12 protein-coding genes are annotated in these 16,837 nt (G+C 66.5%); 6 read left to right on the forward strand and 6 right to left on the reverse strand.

The window, feature by feature from the left end; translation table 11 throughout:
- Positions 1–48 precede the first annotated feature (48 nt).
- The gene (locus tag K4043_RS01980) at positions 49–1,062 is read right to left on the reverse strand and encodes a L,D-transpeptidase (protein WP_265307992.1); all 1,014 of its coding nucleotides are present in this window, start codon (positions 1,060–1,062) and stop codon (positions 49–51) included.
- A 181-nt stretch (positions 1,063–1,243) separates the two neighbouring features.
- On the opposite strand from K4043_RS01980, the gene K4043_RS01985 reads away from it, so the two are divergent.
- From K4043_RS01985 to K4043_RS01995, 3 genes are read left to right on the forward strand one after another with little or no spacing between them, the layout of a single operon-like run.
- Positions 1,244–3,382, forward strand: coding sequence for a TonB-dependent receptor (locus K4043_RS01985; protein WP_265307993.1), 2,139 nt, complete (start codon positions 1,244–1,246; stop codon positions 3,380–3,382).
- A complete protein-coding gene (locus K4043_RS01990; RefSeq protein WP_265307994.1) occupies positions 3,382–4,521 on the forward strand; it encodes a PepSY-associated TM helix domain-containing protein in 1,140 nt (379 codons plus the stop codon). The genes K4043_RS01985 and K4043_RS01990 overlap by 1 nt, the downstream gene beginning before the upstream one ends.
- Positions 4,518–4,643, forward strand: coding sequence for a hypothetical protein (locus K4043_RS01995; RefSeq protein WP_265307995.1), 126 nt, complete (start codon positions 4,518–4,520; stop codon positions 4,641–4,643). Before K4043_RS01990 ends, K4043_RS01995 begins: the two co-directional genes overlap by 4 nt.
- A 49-nt stretch (positions 4,644–4,692) precedes the next feature.
- Here K4043_RS01995 and K4043_RS02000 read toward each other — a convergent pair whose 3' ends face one another.
- The 5 genes from K4043_RS02000 to K4043_RS02020 form a co-directional block, all read right to left on the reverse strand.
- On the reverse strand, positions 4,693–6,945 hold the full coding sequence (locus tag K4043_RS02000; RefSeq protein WP_123729309.1) for a TonB-dependent receptor: 2,253 nt from the start codon (positions 6,943–6,945) through the stop codon (positions 4,693–4,695).
- A gap of 228 nt (positions 6,946–7,173) precedes the next feature.
- The gene (locus tag K4043_RS02005) at positions 7,174–8,166 is read right to left on the reverse strand and encodes a dipeptide epimerase (protein WP_265307996.1); all 993 of its coding nucleotides are present in this window, start codon (positions 8,164–8,166) and stop codon (positions 7,174–7,176) included.
- Between the two features lie 137 nt (positions 8,167–8,303).
- Positions 8,304–9,791 carry a serine hydrolase gene (locus K4043_RS02010; protein WP_265307997.1) on the reverse strand — a complete coding sequence of 496 codons (1,488 nt, stop codon included), beginning with the start codon at positions 9,789–9,791 and terminating at the stop codon, positions 8,304–8,306.
- A gap of 37 nt (positions 9,792–9,828) precedes the next feature.
- A complete protein-coding gene (locus K4043_RS02015; RefSeq protein WP_265307998.1) occupies positions 9,829–11,448 on the reverse strand; it encodes a D-aminoacylase in 1,620 nt (539 codons plus the stop codon).
- A complete protein-coding gene (locus tag K4043_RS02020) occupies positions 11,448–12,506 on the reverse strand; it encodes an alpha/beta hydrolase (RefSeq protein ID WP_265307999.1) in 1,059 nt (352 codons plus the stop codon). The genes K4043_RS02015 and K4043_RS02020 overlap by 1 nt, the downstream gene beginning before the upstream one ends.
- Positions 12,507–12,796: 290 nt before the next feature.
- On the opposite strand from K4043_RS02020, the gene K4043_RS02025 reads away from it, so the two are divergent.
- The 3 genes from K4043_RS02025 (at position 12,797) to K4043_RS02035 (ending at position 16,828) form a co-directional block, all read left to right on the forward strand.
- Positions 12,797–13,246 (forward strand): DUF2946 family protein, encoded by a 450-nt coding sequence (locus K4043_RS02025; RefSeq protein ID WP_321160126.1) that lies wholly within the window; start codon positions 12,797–12,799, stop codon positions 13,244–13,246.
- A 131-nt stretch (positions 13,247–13,377) separates the two neighbouring features.
- Entirely contained in the window at positions 13,378–15,417 is a 2,040-nt protein-coding gene (locus K4043_RS02030) for a TonB-dependent receptor (protein ID WP_265308000.1), read from the forward strand.
- 1 nt (position 15,418) lies between these two features.
- Positions 15,419–16,828, forward strand: coding sequence for a PepSY domain-containing protein (locus tag K4043_RS02035; RefSeq protein WP_265308001.1), 1,410 nt, complete (start codon positions 15,419–15,421; stop codon positions 16,826–16,828).
- Positions 16,829–16,837: the final 9 nt, after the last annotated feature.

The following is a 16,837-nucleotide window of genomic DNA, read 5'->3' on the forward strand; positions in this document are numbered from 1 at the left end:
GGTGGAGGGTGGTATCCGTACAAGCATAGCGGTTGAGAAGGAGTGCCGTTACAGCTCCGGCGGATCCGCGTTGAGGACCTGCAGGGACGCGCCGGTGGTGTCGGCGAGCACGTGTTTGTCAGTGACCAGCAGCACCACGCCCGGGCGCAGCAGTGGCTGCAGTTGGGAACGGAAACCCGGTGGCAGCAGGATCTTATCCTCCTCTGCCCGGGCAACCACCGTTCCGCTGGCCGCTTCCTGTCCGGGGATACCGATCTCCACCCATGACGGAGCCGTTGCCGGTGCAACGCCATCGGCGACCATGAAAGCCCGCGTTCCCGCTGGCGCCGCCCCGTCGCGGAAGCCCACCCTCGCCCGCCCGATCTCCTTGCCATCACGATACGCAAACAGCCTGCCGTCCGAGGTGCTCAGCAGTAGCGACAACACGCCGGTCGGCGCACGTTCCGGCTGCCAGCGGAACTGCTCCTGCACGCCCAAGGGGGCGGCCAGAACTTCCTTGCCGGTACCGGGATCGATCGGACTGGCCACACGTGGATGGACCAGCTCTGATGGCGACACGCCCTCTTTGGCGATCACCACCACCATCCCCATGTTGGTCGCACCGAACAGAAGGCGCGCGAATTCGGTGGGCAGGTGCACGCAGCCATGCGATACGGGGTAGCCGGGCAACCCGCCGGCGTGCAGGGCCACGCCATCCCAGGTGAGCCGCTCCTGGTAAGGCATGGGCGCGTCGTTGTACTTGCTCGACCGGTGGTCCTTGTCCTTCTGCAGGATGGTGAACACCCCGGTGGGCGTCTCATGCCCGGGTTTGCCGGTGCTCACCGTCGAGACCGCGACCAGCAGCCCGTTGCGGTACACGTAGGCCCGCTGCTCGGTGAGACTCACGACCACGGCCATCGGCCCCATCGCCTTCGCGTCGCCGCCCCAGACCCACTCGCCAGGGTGCAATGCCGCCGGCACGGTATCGGCCGGACGGGACGTCTTCGCGCCCCACGAAGGTACCGCCAGCGCGGTGGGCGCCACGGCGAGCAGGGCAAGCAGGGCCAATGCAATTCGGGTCATCACAGTCCTTTGGATCGACGGGTCACGCTTTACTGTTACCGGTGTCCGATGCCCAGGCAACCCCGCGCCGCACGCGCGCTCACCGATATCACCCCATCCGGGCAGGCTGCAGCGGCGCATGTATCAAAGTGCGTCAAATGGTAATATGTCTCATTCCCACCTTCGATTCCCCCCTCCCCCGATGCCCCTCTTTGCCCGCAACGTTCTTTCCCTCGCCATCGCGCTCTCCGGCAGTACTGCCCTTCACGCAGCCGAGGTCGACACCCCGCCGGAGGTGAAGGAACTGGACAAGGTCCAGGTGCTGGGGCGGGCGCAGACCCTGTATCGCGTGAATGACGCGGCGGTGGGCACCCGAACGGATACCCCGCTGGACCTGGTGCCACAGTCCATCCAGGTGTTGCCCCGCGAGCTGATCGACGATCAGGCCGCGCGCCAGGTCACCGATCTGTATCGCAGCATCAGTGGCATCAGCTTCTTCAGCTATGCCGGTGTCACCCTGCGCGGCTTCCGCCAGGAGAATGTGCTGTATGACGGGCTGCGTGGTGATCCCTACGCGGGCTTCTCGGTGCCGCAGCTGTTCAACATCGAGCGCGTCGAAGTGCTGAAGGGTCCGGCCGGCGCGCTGTACGGTGGCGGTGATGCGGGCGGCGTCATCAACTATGTGACCCGCAAGCCGTCGGCCAAGGCCGAGCGCCGGGTGGAGGTGCAGGTCGGCAACAACGATTTCCGCGCCGCCTCCGTCGAAGCCACCGGTGCACTGAACACCACCGGCAGCGTGCGCTACCGCGCTGGCCTCTACAGCGACACCGAAGACGGCGTGCGCTGGAATACCGACAGCGAAAGCGTGATCGGTGATGCGTCGATTGCGTTCGACGTGGGCGAGACCGGCGAGCTGGTGCTGCAGTACACCGACATCACGCAGAAGCTGGGGGGCAATCGCCTGCGCGGCGTGCCGGTGAACGATGCAGGCACCTTCCTGACCGATCGCCGCTGGAACCACAACGAGGCCACCGACTTCCTCGATATGGATGCCAAGGTGGTGCTGGCCCAGTACCGTTTCTCGCCCACCTCCAGCCTGGATCTGGACGTCGCGGCGCGCTGGTTCGAGAACAACGAACACCAGATGTACCACGAGCCGATGGGCCTGATCGACCGCGATCGTGATGGCACCGCCGAGTGGATGACACGCCAGCTGCGCAACCAGATCCGCGCCAATGACGCCTTCGCCGCCAACGCCAACGCCGTCTGGCGGCTCAGCACCGGAGGCGTGGACCACAAGGTGCTGTTCGGCGCCGACGTGTACCAGATGGACGCGGACTTCAACGCCCAGACCGCGAACAGCGCGGACCTCGCTCGCGGTGCCGGCCCTGTCCCGGGCATCGACCTGTTCAACCCGGTGTATGGCGTGACCTCCTATCACGACTACAACCTGGCCGCCCTGCCCTGGCGTGCGACCAGCACCCGCAGCAAGCGGTATGGCGGCTACCTGCAGGACGAGATCACCCTGACCCCGCGCTGGCACATCCTGGCCGGGCTGCGCTGGGATGGCTTCAAGGATGACGATCGCATCGCCGGCAGCAGCGTGGATGGCGATGACATCAGCTGGCGCCTGGGCAGCACGTTCGTGGTCCGCGACGGGGTAAACCTGTATGCCAACGTGGCCAGCGGCTTCGTGCCGCAATCGGCAGCCAACCAGAATGCCGCCGCCGGTGGGCCGTTCGATCCCGAGCGCAGCCGGCAGTGGGAAGTGGGCATGAAGAGCCTGCTGGCCGAGCGCATCACCCTGAACCTGGCCGCGTACCGTATCGAGCGCAGCAACATCGTGCAGGCCACCGGCGCGGTGATCGATGGCGTGAACCAGCTGTCGACGCTGGGGCTGGTGCGCAGCGAGGGCATGGAACTGGACCTGCTGGCCGACGTGACCGACCGCTGGGTGGTCAATCTCACCTACGCCTACAACGATGCTGTGGTGAAGGATGCCGGCACCGGTGGCATCACCAATGCGTCGGGCGATCGCTTTGCCAACGCACCACGCAACAAGCTGGGTCTGTGGACCCGCTATGACTTCCCGGCGATCCAGTCGGCCGTGGGCTTCGGTGCCGACCATGTGGACGAGCGCATCAGCCTGGATGGGCAGACGGTGAAGCCATACACCACGTTCGATGTCAGCTGGAAAACGCAGTGGCAGCAGTGGCAGTTCCAGGCCAACATCAAGAACGTGTTCGACAAGGTCTACGCGGCCAGCGGCTTCACCGGGCGCACGGGCCATTTCCCGGGCGAACCGCGTCGTGTGTATGTCCAAGCGGCCTATACCTTCTGATGAACGCCACGCGCCAGCCTTCGCCAGCGCCCCTGCCCGCCCTGCCCGCAACCGGTGGCGGGCGTCGGCGCTGGTTCGAGCTGCACAGCTGGATCGGGCTGAAACTGTGTCTGTTCATGGGCTTCGTCTGCCTGACCGGCACGCTCGCGGTGTTTTCGCAGGAGATCGACTGGCTGCTGCACAAGCCGATGCGGGTGGCCGACGGTGGTGACACCGCCAGTTGGGGACGCATCATTTCGGCTGCGCAGCGCGCTCGGCCGGCTTGGGAGCTGGAGGGGATCAGCGCCGGGCACACCCGCTTGTTCGCGGCCCGCGCGCAGATGCGCCTGCCCGATGGCCGCAGGCGCTTTGTGTGGATCAACCCCTACACCGCGCAGGTCACCGGCGACACCGGCTGGTTCAATGTGCAGCGCCTGCTGCGCAACACCCATCGCCATCTGATGCTGCCGGTCATCTATGGGGTGCCGTTGGTGACGGCACTCTCGGTGCCGTTGCTGCTGTCCTGGCTGGGCAGTCTGTACATCTACAAGAAATGGTGGCGCGGCTTCTTCAAGCGTCCCGATACCGCGCGCCCGCGCCGCCTCTGGGGTGATCTGCATCGCTTGGCCGGCGTGTGGTCGATGTGGTTCCTGCTGCTGATCGGCATCACCGGGGCGTGGTATCTGGTCGAATCCCTGGGTGGCGATGCGCCGGCGGCCCCGGTCACGCGCCTGGCCGATGGCGACGCGCCACCGCGCCCCGTGGACCCTGCGGCGGTGGATGCCGCCGTGCGTCACGTATCGGAGCAATGGCCAGCGTTCACGCCCACCGGCGCGCTCGTGAGTCGCGATGGTCGCGGGCTGGTCCTGATGGGTGAGGCCACTGCCTGGCTGGTGCGCGAACGGGCCAACAACATCGCGCTGGATCTGCAGGACGGCACTGTGCTGGGCCGCCATGACGGCGGCGATCTGGGCGTGCACCAACGCATCGCGGAAATGGCCGACCCGCTCCATTTCGGCAGTTTCGGCGGCTGGCCGATTCGCCTGCTGTGGTTCGTGGCCGGTGCCCTGCTCACCTCGCTGTGTTTCACCGGCGTGTACATCTACGGCCTGCGCACCGCCGATGCCTTGCGTGCGCGTGCGCGAAAGGCGGCGGTATGAGCCAGCGGAAGACACCCGGTCCCTGGCGTGCCGCGTGGCGTGGCATGGGCCGTTGGCGATGGCTCTGGCTGGTGTTGCTGCTGCTGTGGCTGGGCTTCCTGCCGGCGGAGTTCTCCAAGTAACCCGCCCTGCGCGGCACCCGAAGGTGCCGCGCGTTTCATCAGGCGCCGATCAGAAGCTGTAGTCCAGCGACACGCCCACCGTACGCGGCTGCATCATCACCGCGTTCCAGCGGCGGTAGTTCTGCGCCGTGCCAGCGGGAATGGTCCTGCCGGCGGCGACGTAGATGTCCTTGTTGGTGAGGTTGGTGATGAAGAACCGCACGGTCGTGTTCTGGCTGCTCACTTCGGCGGTCAGATCGACCGTGGTGTAGCTGGGCAGCTCGAAGGACTGCGCAGACGCCACCGAGGCCTCGCGCTCGCCGTAATAACGCAGCGCGCCGCCGACACTCCAGCCCCAGTCGCCACTGGTGGGGAACTGGTAGTCGGCCTGCAGGCTGCCTGCCCACTCCGGTACCTGCGGCAGCTGCGCACCGGATTCGGCCTGATTGGCGCCGCCCGGACGCGCCGGCGGAATCGGCGAAGTCAGCTGGGCATCGGTATAGGCCAGGCTGGCACTCAGGCGCAGGCCGTCGACGGGCATCAGCGCGCCGGTGAATTCCACGCCCTGGCTGCGTGCGCTGCCGCCGTTGACGCCATAGGAAATGCCCTGCGGGGTGAGCAGGTTCAGGCGGATGTCATCCCAGTCGATCCGGAACGCAGCCACTTCGATCAGCGCACGACGATCCCAGAAGTGACTTTTCACGCCGGCTTCGTAGTTGATCAAGGTATCGGACTTGACCTGCGAAGGCACATCCGGCGCGGCCGGCAGGATGGGGTTCGGGCTGCCGGCACGGTAGCCGGTGGCCACACGCAGGTAGGCCATGGTGTCCTCGCCCAGGAACAGCCGCGGGCTGGCGCTCCAGGTGGTCACGCTTTCCGACGACTCGGTGACGCGCTGCACGCCGTCGCCGCCCAGCGGGCCGCCCAGCGTCTGGCGGAAGACCTGATCGTTGCGCGCATGGCGCACGCCCAAGGCCAGATCGAAGCGATCGGTGAACTTCCAGGTGGTGTTGCCGAACAGCGCCTTCTCTTTATAGCTGGTCAGCACGGAGGCCTTGAACAGATTGAGCACCGGGGCGAACGCCGGGCTCAGTGCGCTGCCATCTTCGATATAGGCCGCGTCCTCATCGGTGTAGAACGCGCCGACCTGCCACTGCAGGCGGCTGTCGCCCTTGGAGGTCAGGCGCAGTTCCTGGGTCCACTTCTTGAGTTCGATGTCGGTGTCGAGCGCGGCGTACGCCATCACCGGGCCCACGCCGGGGCGCTGGCCCAGCAGCGGAATGTACTCGACGGACTGGTCCTGCAGGCGCCACGAGTTGGATTTCATCCAGCTGCTGGCAGAGGTGAAATCCGCCCAACCCAGATCCCAGTCCACCGTCAGCCCGTAGACGTCGTACTTGATCGTGCTCGGCTGCAGGAACAGATACTCGTTGGCGTAACCCGGCAGCTTCGGCTTGAAGGTGACAGGATCCAGTGCCACGGTTGCGAAATTGTCGCCCTTGTTCTCCTGGCGCATCGCGGTCAGCAGGACGTCCACGGTGTCCGAGGCTTTCCACAGCAGCGAGACGCGACCGGCATTCTGGTGCACATCGTTGGTGTCGCGACGATGCAGGACGGTGTTGTCGATCCAGCCGGGGCTGGTCTGCTCGGCGTAGCTGGCGCGCAGGGCCAGGGTGCCCTTCACCAGCGGCACATTGACCGCCGCGCGCTCGGAGTGCCCGACCCGACCGCCGTCGTCCACCACGCGCATGGTGGCGCCTGCACGGCCAGCGAAGTACTCCAGGTCCGGCCGCTTGGTCACGTATTTGACCACGCCGCCCAGCGCACTCGCGCCGTACAGCGTGCCCTGCGGGCCACGCAGCACTTCCACGTTCTGTACGTCGTAGGGCAGCAGATCGAACATGCCCGAGGTGGCGCCGGACAGCGAGCCATTGGCGGTCAGCGGCACGTCGTCCACATAGATCGACGTGGCGGCGGTGTTGCCCATCGGGGTAATGCCGCGGATGGAGATCGTCGAGCGGCCCGGCGCGCCCAGGCTGGTGACCTGCAGGCCCGGCACCAGTCCGGCGAGGTCGTTCATGTTGTTGACCTGCAGACGGTCCAGCTGTTCTTCGCTGATGACGCTGATCGACATCGGGATATCGGTCACCACTTCCACGCGTTTCTGTGCGGTGGCGGTGACCGTGCCCAGGGTATGCACGTCGTCACGATTGGTTTTTTCAGCGGCCACCTGCGCCATGACCGGGGCGCTGCAGCCCAGGGCGAGGATGCCTGCAGCGCAGGCCAGCGACAACGCGTTGATTCGGGGCGAACAGTGACTCATGTGATGAGACCTCGGTAGCGAGCAGGAAGCCCACGGCAATGGGCACGAAGTGCGGCAGTCAGGGCGCCCCGGGGTTCAGGGGCATGCCGGCCTGGCAGTGACGCTCCTGGGAAATGATGGATGCTTATAAGCCCATGTAGGACACAATAATCCTGTTCAGAGAACTGTCAATCCCGCGTCGCAACATCGACATGAAACTGTGTGCCAGGACGGCTCCCACTCCCACGGTCAGCTGCCCCAGACGGCCTCGTCGCACCAGATCGTGCCGTCCCGATACACCACGCCGGGCGTGCGGTCCTGCTTGAGGAAGGTCGGGCCATCCAGATCGACCAGGTCGCACAGTTGGCCGACCACGAAGCCGGGCGCGGCGCCCAGGCTGCTGCACACCATGCAGCCGACCATCACGCCCAGCCCAGCTTCCCGCGCCGCGGCGGCGATCAGCAGCGCCTCGGTGAGACCGCCGCATTTGTCCAACTTGATGTTGAACACGTTGAAGCGACCCTTGAGTCCCTCGACGTCCGCCAGCGTCAGCGCGCTTTCGTCTGCGGCCAAGGGAATGGGCGATGCAAACCCGTCCAGATCGGACTCGCGCCCGCGCGCCAGCGGCTGCTCGATGAGGGATACGTCAGCGGCGAGCATGGCGGTCACCAGACGGTCGAGATCGGCGATCTGGTAGCCCTGATTGGCATCCACACCGAGCCACACGTCCGGACGCACTGCGCGGATGGCCTCGACGCGGGCAATGTCCAGATCCAGATCGCCGGTCAATTTGACCTTGATCGAGCGCGCCTGCCGATATGCCAGCGCAGCGGCCGCCATGGCCGATGGCGCATCGGCGCCCACGGTGAAGGTCGTCGGCAGCGGTCGCGGCGCCGCGAGTCCGGCAAGCGCCCAGACGGGCCTGCCCGACTGCTTTGATTCCAGCTCCCACAGGGCGGCGTCGACAGCATTGCGGGCACCCCCTGCCGGCAGGATCGAACGCAGTTCCTCGCGCGTGGGGTGTGCCTGGATCGCATCGCGCGCCGCTTCAATCTGGGCGCGCATGCTGTCGAGGTCTTCGCCAAGGTAGTAAACGCCGGTGGCCTCGCCCCGACCGATATGCACGCCGTCATCCAGGGTGACGAGGATGGCCAGCCGGCTGTCGAACACGTGACTGGCAATGCGGAAGGGGGCGGCCAGACGAAGCGCATCCACCGCGATGCCGAGTTTCAGGGGGGCCATCAGGCGTTGACCCCGGTTGCAGCGGGGTCACGACTCAATGGGGGCGTTGCCAATAGCGTGATCGAGCACATCTGGTTTCCCTGCCTCAAGGTGAGCATTTCTCACATTGAGACAGTAGTTCTCCATAAAGAGAACTGTCAATGGGCGCCGCGGTCGGCGCCCTGCCTGCGCATCAGGGCAACCTCACTCGACGGCGCAGCGGCCGGAGCGAGCGCGGCTGCGATCCGCGAGACATGCTTGTTCCAGTCGAACTTCTGACCTTCCGGCGTCCAGCCCAGCCGCACGATCACCGCATCCTGCGACGGGATCACGGCCACGATCTGGTGGTTGTGGCCCATCGCCATGAAGGCATCGGGTGGAACGTCCTGCAGCACCTTGCGCCCTTCTTCATCTGGCGCCGCCCGGTTCAACCAGAGCTGCGCGCCGTACGAGGGGCGCGGTGATGCGGGGGTGGGGGTCAGGGCGAACGCCAGCCATTGTTTCGACAGCAGGCGCTTGCCACCCGCTTCGCCGTGGTTGAGATGCAGCAGCCCGTAGCGCGCCCAATCGCGAGCCGTGGCGTAGCCATAGGAACTGCCGACCAGCACGCCCGATTCGTCCGGCTCGATCAGCGCGCTGCGCATGCCCGCCGGCTCGAACAGACGGGTCTGCGCAAACCGGGTCATGCCTTCCAGCGTGCCGCCGGTTGCGTCGAAGACAATGCGCGAGAGGATGTTGGTGGTGCCCGAGGAATAGCTCCAGTGCGTGCCGGGGGCGTGTTCAAGCGGCATTGCGGCGGCCAGCGCGGCCATGTCGCCCGCCTCGAACAGCATCTTGATCGACTCGTTGCCTGGCTTGTAACTCTCCACGAAGGTGAGCCCGCTCGACATCGTCAGCAACTGGCGCAGCGTGATGGCGCCCCGCGGGTCGCCCTTGCCCTGCCACTCGGGAACCGGTGCCGGGTCATCCAGCTTAAGCACGCCGTCATCGACCAGCAGGCCGACCAGCGTACCCATGATGCTCTTGGTGGCTGACCAGCCGAGCATGCGGGTGTCCTGATTGAACCCCGGCGCATAGCGCTCGGCGACGATCGCCCCACCCTGCACCACCACGATCGCCCGGGTGTCCGGGTAGCCGCCCACGTTCTGCTCCGCGAACGCCGCACTCACGGCCGCATCCAGTGCGGCGCGGTCGAGCTTCGTCTCGGCGGCCGCCTGCAGCGCCGGAGCCGGCAGGTCACCCTGCGGCCAGGGTCGTGCCGACAGCTGCCGCAGCGGTGAGAGCCGTGCGGCCTGGGCATCGAGCGTCTTCAGCGGCACATCGCCGGTGGTCAACGTACAGCCGACGGCCGGTCGATGCAGCGCGGTACGCGTGGCCGCGCCAGGCGCTGAAGCGGTGACCGTCCCGGCCTTGCGATCAACCGACAGCGCCACCGCCTTGGTAAATGGCGCCAGCGCGTGGATGTCGTCGCGCAGTACGTCAGCCTCGGCACGGTTGGCCACGAAAATGCCAGCGCAGGCGATCTGTGCGGAGACCGCCGTGCCGAGATCGTCCGCGCTGGTGATCGGTGGTGCGGCCGCGAGTGCCGGCGCGGACGCGGCGAGCGCGAGGGCAAGAAGGCTGCCGCCGGTGGAATATCGGATCATGAATTGTGTCCTGTGGTAGTTGGGGCGCGCACGTGGATCAGCGCGTGCGGCAGGGGTGGCGCAGCGCCGAGCCGGCCCGGGCGCCGGTGTGCTTGCCGCCCTCGAAGCTCACCACACCGTTGACGATCACGGTCTCGATGCCGGTCGGCGCGCCGGCGGGCGCGTCCCAGCTCGCCACATCGTCCAGTGTGTCCAGATCGAACAGCACGATATCGGCGCGCATCCCCTCGCGGATCAGCCCGCGATCGCTCAATCCCATCCGCTGTGCGGGCCAGCTCGTCATCTTGCGGACCGCGTCTTCCAGCGTCAGTACCTGGCGTCGCTTCACATACTCGGCGAGGATGCGCGGGAACGTGCCGTACGCGCGCGGGTGCGGCAGGCCGATGGCGCCGTCGCTGCCGTAGTTCACCGCCGCGGCGGCATCACTGCCGATGCTGACCCAGGGCTGGCGCAGCGCGAGCTGCACATCCGCTTCGCTGATCATGAAATACAGCGCCACCGCGCGATTGGGCAACCCTTCCAGCGCAATATCCCAGGCGGCATCGGCCGGATCCAGATTCAGCTCGGCACCGATCTCGGCCAGCGTCTTGCCGTGGAAGCGCCGGTACTTCTCACTGAAACTATTGGCCAGACGCACGTTCTGGAAACCACCCGACGCGTGTACCAGGTTCGACCAGCCCGGCATCGAACCGGCGGCGACCTCCTTCTTCATGCGCTCGCGCACCTTGGGATCGCGCACGCGCTCGATGCCCTTCTCGAGCCCATCGGCCCAGACCCAGCTCGGCGCGATGATTTCCAGCCCGGTGCCGCCTGCGGTGTACGGATACAGATCGGCGGCTACATCGACCCCGCGGTCGCGCGCGGCATTGATCGTCGCCAGCGCCTGCGGCATCAGCTTGCCCCACTCCGGTGCATAGGCTGCCTTGAGGTGGAAGATCTCCACCTTGACGCCGCCCTTCTCGCCGATCTCGATGGCCTCCTCGATGGCCTTGACCACGCCCTCGCTCTCGTCACGCATATGCGTAGCGTAGAAGCCGTCGCATTGCGCGGCCACTTTGGCCAGCGAGATCAGATCCGAGGTGCTCTGGAAGCTGCTGGGTGCATAGATGAGGGCGCTGGAGATGCCGAACGCGCCGGCCTCCATCGCCATCTTCACCTGCTCGCCCATGGCCTCCAGCTGCTTGCGCGTCGGCGCACCGGCGGCATCGCCCATGACATGCACGCGCGCCTGGGTGGAGGAGTAGTACGTGCCGAAGTTGACCGCGATGCCCTGCGTTTCAAGCTGCTTGAAGTAGCCCGGCATCCCCGCCGCAGGCACCGGCGGTCCGCCCTCGCCGCCGATCAGTGTGGTCACGCCCATCCGCAATTTGTTCTCGGCCGCGCCGTCCTTGAGCAGCGCCGCGCCGGACTGATCCATCATGTCGATGAAGCCCGGCGACACATAGCGCCCCGTCGCGTCGATCTCGCGGGTGCCCTGCCCGGGGACTTGGCCCACCTGGACCACGCGCCCCTCCTTGACGGCCACATCGGCACGGACCCACGGATTGCCGGCACCGTCGAGCACGCGTCCACCGCGGATCACCAGGTCATAGTCGGCGGCGGCCGCGTTGGCGGCGAACAGCATCGATACGCCCGCCCACAGCAGGGTGCGCTTCATCATTGCATCTCCTTGTTGGTGCGCGCCTGCGCACGCACGTCATCCACGACCTCGCGAACCGCATCCACCACGCGATCAGGCTGATCGATCTGGATGTAGTGACCGGAATCGCTCACGATCTGTTGCCGCCCGCGGCTGGACAGGGCGGCCTGTTCGGCATGCAAGGTGCGCCATTCCTGCTTGAACCGGGCGCCCTCCTCTGCCGTCAGCCCCATCTTTTTCAGCTCGTCGGGCTTGAACGGCTTCAACGCGGTCAGCACGATCACCGGGCGGTCGCCAAACGAGGTGACCGCCCGGGCATCGTCCATGGTGCTGTCGAAGCCGTCGAGCTCAGCGGTCGCGCCCGTGACCGAGGCACTGGAGAAGGCGGTGATCTCCGCGGCCTCATCCTTCGGGCGTGGACCATGATCGGCGCGCGAGAACAGGAAGCGCACCAGGCCGGTCCGGGACAGTGCCGTGGCGGTATGCATCAACAGCGACACCTTCTTCGGGTGGACATCGATGCTCACCACGCTGCCGAGCCGGGCGATCTGATCCGGATGCGAGGGGTCGACCATCACCAGCCCGGCAACCTGCTCGCCGTAGCGCCCCACATAGGTGCGGGTATACGGCCCGCCGATGGAATGGCCGACCAGCACCAGCGGATCGGTGATGCCCGCACCTTTCAACAGGGCGTGCAGGTCATCGGCCACGGCTGACGCACGCTGCGGGGTGTCCTTGGCATCGCTGCGCATGATGCCGGCGCGGTCGTAGGCACAGGCGCGGGTGAAGCGGGCGATCCGGTCGTGCACCCGGGTCCAGTCCATCGTGCCGCCCGTGCCGAGGCCGGACTCGAAGATCACGGTCGGGGTGCCACTGCCGCGACACTCGATATGCATCTGGCGTCCGCCGACATCAACCATCTGGCCGCGCAGTGGATGATCGGTCGCCGCGCTCCGGCGCGCCAAAGCCTCGTAGACCACCCCGATGAGGGTGAGCAGGACCACGACCGCCAGCAGACCGAGCACGATCCACTTCACCCACCGACGAAACGGCCGCCAACCCTTCACTGCTGTCATGTCGTGCTCTCTTGAATGGCGTGCTGAAGCCTGCGTTGGGACGCAAGCGGTTGAGAATCCTGTGACCTGGCTGCCCTGCCAACGCAAACGATGGGGATGGATTCAGGCCCACATAGGATATAAGCGTCCTATTTGGAGAATTGTCAATGTGCAGTGCGGGCACGAGGCCGGTCCGTGAGCCGCTCCAGAGTGCACGCCGCCCAGCGCCAGACTGCGACAAACCGTCGCAATTGAGCACAAAACGGGCATTTTCGCCGGGAATCCGACGACCATGCCTTACCATCGGGCCGGTGCATACGTCCCTCCTCCACCGCTGGCTTCATGCCTGGGCCTTCCTGGCGATTGCGCTGGTGATCGTCGCGCCCATGGTCAGCCGGGCATTGGCGCCGGTGACCGCGCCCGTCATTGAAGCCTCGCCTGCACCCCATTCCCATGCGGCGCATCACGCCATGACGGATGCCGACGCGCACGCGGGCCATCACGCGCATCACGATAAGGATCAGGGCGAGGCCCGCCCCGCTGCCGAAGCGCCTGCCGATCCGCACGCCAACCATGACATGGGCGTGGACTGCGAGTACTGCCTGATCGCGGCCCGTCTCATCAGCCTGCTCGTGGCGCTGCTCCTGCTGCTGACGCAGTGGCCGGCCGTGTTTCGATCGCTGTCAGGTCTGGTCGAGCGTCGTCGCGCTCCCGCTCACGGCACCCTCGGCGCCCGCGGCCCACCTGTTCTGGTCTGCTGATCCGGCACGGATCCGGTGCAGCCTTGCTGCGCCCTGCCGGCTCGTGCCCAACGCTCTGCGCCATCCGGCCCGTCGGCCGGACCTTGTCCCTGCCCCGGTCACGCTGACCGCGGCATCGAATGCTGTGGACCATGACACCTTCTTTTTCGTATCGACCTTTGGCCAAGGCCATCACGGCCGTGCTTGCCGCTGCCCTTCTTCTTCCCGCCACCGTCGCTGCCCAGAACGGTACCGTGCTGACCCTGGGCACCGTGCAGGCGCGTTCGGCCGCCGAGCGCGAGCTGTCGGCCCGCTCGGTATTCACCTCGGTGGATCTCATCGGCGGCGATGTCCTTCAACCGCAGAAGGTCGACCATAGCTGGGAGCTGCTGATGAATGCCCCGGGCGTGCAGGTCACCCAGTTCAAGATGGGCACCGACGCCGGCCGCTTTTCCTTCCGGGGTTTCAACGGCGAGGGCCGTATCAACGCGGTCAAGCTGCTGATCGACGGTATTCCGAGCAATGACAATTCGGGCGGCATGCCCTACCTGGATGCGGTGTTTCCGCTGGACATCGCCGCGCTCGAGATCGTGCGCGGCACCAACGATGCCCGCTACGGGCTGCATGCGATTGCCGGTGACGTGAATGTGTTGACCCGCCAGGGTGGCAATGACGGCCAGCTGAGCATCACCGCCGGCAGCTTTGGCACGCAGGATATGCAATTGGCCAAAGGGTTCGAAAGCGGCGCCTGGTCACAGAACTATTTCGTCGGCTGGCGCACGTCCGACGGCGAGCGCGACCATGCCGATGGCACGCAGCGCAGCTTCGCCGGCAAGTGGTTCTACACCGACCCTGACGGCCGGTGGCGCGCAGGGCTGACCAGCCGCTACTACAAGAACGCCGCACTGGAAGCCGGCTACCTCAGCTATCCGGAGGTGCAGGCCAATCCGACGCAATCGCCGGCCTACGCACGCGATGACCGCAGTGAGCGCGAGACGGTCCAGACCGCCGTGCACATCGATGGCGCACTGGGCAGCGACTGGAGCTGGAACGCCAAGGCCTACCAGAACGACTATCGCAACCAACGCTGGGTGACGTTCACCGCGGGGGGCGCTCAACAGGAACGTTTCAACGATGAGACCCATCGCGGCCTGCTCTTGAACACCACCTGGCGCCCGGACTCGCGGCTGGCCGAGTTCGTCCTCGATGCCGGCGTGGATGGGCAGTGGCAGGACAACACGGCCCGCCGCTACAGGACCGTCGCGCGCGAGCGCCAGGCGACCCTGCGCGATTGGGACTACACCCTCGATACCCGGGGTGCCTACGTGCAGGCGGTGATCAGGCCGATGGACGCGCTGAAGATCGTGCCCGCCTACCGGGTCGATCGCATGTATGGCGACTTCCACAATGGGGCGACCGGCCTGCGCGCACCGGTGTACGACTATGGCCTGATCAAACAACCCAAGCTGAGTGTGTCCTACGATCTCAGCCCGACCACGGTTGCGTACGCCAACTGGGGGCGAACGTTCCAGATCGGCAGCGGCAATGGCGCGTATCGAACGCAGCTGAACGATCTTGCTCCGTCCCTCAACGAAGGCTGGGAGGCCGGGATGAAATGGGCGCCCGTGCAGGGGCTGCAGACCCGCATCGCGTACTGGGAGCAGCGGGCCAGCGATGAGGTCGCCACCGTCCTGGGCGTCAATGGCGTGGTCGGGGCCAATGAGGTCGGCAACGTGGGCCAGACGCTGCGCCGCGGTTGGGACGCCCAGCTGACGTGGCAGGCCAGCGCACAGTGGCGCGCCTGGGCCGCGTACTCGCGGCAGAAGGCGGTGATCGAGGTGCCCGACCCCAGTGCGCCGCAGACCCGCGGGCGGCAGATCGAGAACGTGCCGAACTGGCTGGCCAGCGCGGGTGTGGACTACGCCCCGACGGCCGACTGGGCCTTCAGCGCCTGGGGCAATGGCCAGGGCGACTACTTCGTGGAAAGGACCAACACGCTGGGACGCTACGGCGGCTATGCACTGTTGAACCTGAGCGCCACGTATCGGCTGGACGCGCGCAACAGCCTGGCCCTGCAGTTGAAAAATGCGACAGATCGTTTCTACGTGTATGCCTGGTACGACAGCGGTTCCTCGGGTTACTCACCCGGTGACGGCCGGGCGCTGTACCTGAGCTGGACCCGGGAGCTCTGACATGCCAACCCCTGCTACCCCGCGTGCATCGGATCGCTGGCGTTTCTACCGCGCGGTGTGGCGGTGGCACTTCTATGCCGGCCTGTTCGTGCTGCCCTTCATCGCCTGGCTGGCGCTGACCGGCGCGGTATACGTCTACCAGAAGCCGATCGATCGCTGGATCCATCACGATCTGAAGGTAGTGCAGAACGCAGCGGTGCCACCCTCGCCTGCCAGCGCCCAGCTGGCGGGCGTCAACGCCGTCAGTCACGGGGAGATCTTCCGTTACACCACCCCGGAGTACGCCGACGGCAGCATCGAGATCGGCGTACAAGAGGCCGACGGTCGACGGCAGGTCTACTACGTCGAACCGGGCACCGCGCAGGTGCTCGGGCACCTGCCGGACAAGGGAACGTTCTCGGGCGTGGTGCGGCAGCTGCATAGCCTCGATCTGCTCGGTGATTACGCCAGTGCCCTGATCGAGATCGCCGCCGGCTGGGCCATCCTTCTGGTGGCGACCGGCGTGTACCTGTGGTGGCCGCGCGGACAGAACGGTGGGATCACCACGGTTCGCGGGCAGCCGCGACAGCGGCTGTTCTGGCGCGACCTGCATGCGGTGACCGGCGTCTGGGTGGGCGGTGTGCTCGTGTTCCTGGCCGTGACCGGCATGCCGTGGTCGGTGGTCTGGGGCAACCAGGTCAATGCCTGGGCGAACGGTCACGACTATGGTTACCCGGCCGGGGTGCGTGTGGACGTGCCGATGTCCGCGCATCGGCTAGCCGACACCACCACGCCAGCGTGGTCGATGGAGCAGGCACAGCTGCCGGTCTCGGCGGTGCCGCATGTCCAGCACGCCGCTGCCGATGACGGGCATGCCGCACATGGTGGCGGCCCACTCGGGGACCTGTCGCCGCAGCCCGGCGCGCTCGGCATCGACGGGGCCATGCGCCGGTTCAACGCACTCGGCCTTGCGCCGGGTTACAGCATCGCGCTGCCGCGTGGGCCGATGGGGGTTTACACCGCCTCGGTCTATCCGGAGGATCTTTCGCGCCAGCGGGTGGTGCATCTGGACCAGTACAGCGGCCGGGTTCTGCTGGACATGGGCTACGCCGATTACGGTGCACTTGGGCGTGGACTGGAATGGGGCATCAACGTCCATCTCGGCAACGAGTACGGCACGGTCAACCGTGTGGTGCTGATCGTCGCGTGCGCAGCGATCCTCCTGCTCTGCCTCAGCGGTGCGGTGATGTGGTGGAAGCGGCGGCCCATCGGTGGGATCGGCGTGCCGCCACTGCCGAAGCACGGGCGAAGCGTGGCGGGTGTCTTCGTGCTGCTGTGCATCGGTGGCGTGGTGTTCCCGCTGGTGGGCCTGTCGCTGTTGGTCGTGGGTGTTCTGGATTACCTCGCCACCCGTGGCTGGCGCCAGACGTGAAGACCCACA

This window comes from Stenotrophomonas sp. SRS1 (assembly GCF_026130205.1).
Lineage (GTDB): Bacteria > Pseudomonadota > Gammaproteobacteria > Xanthomonadales > Xanthomonadaceae > Stenotrophomonas > Stenotrophomonas rhizophila_B.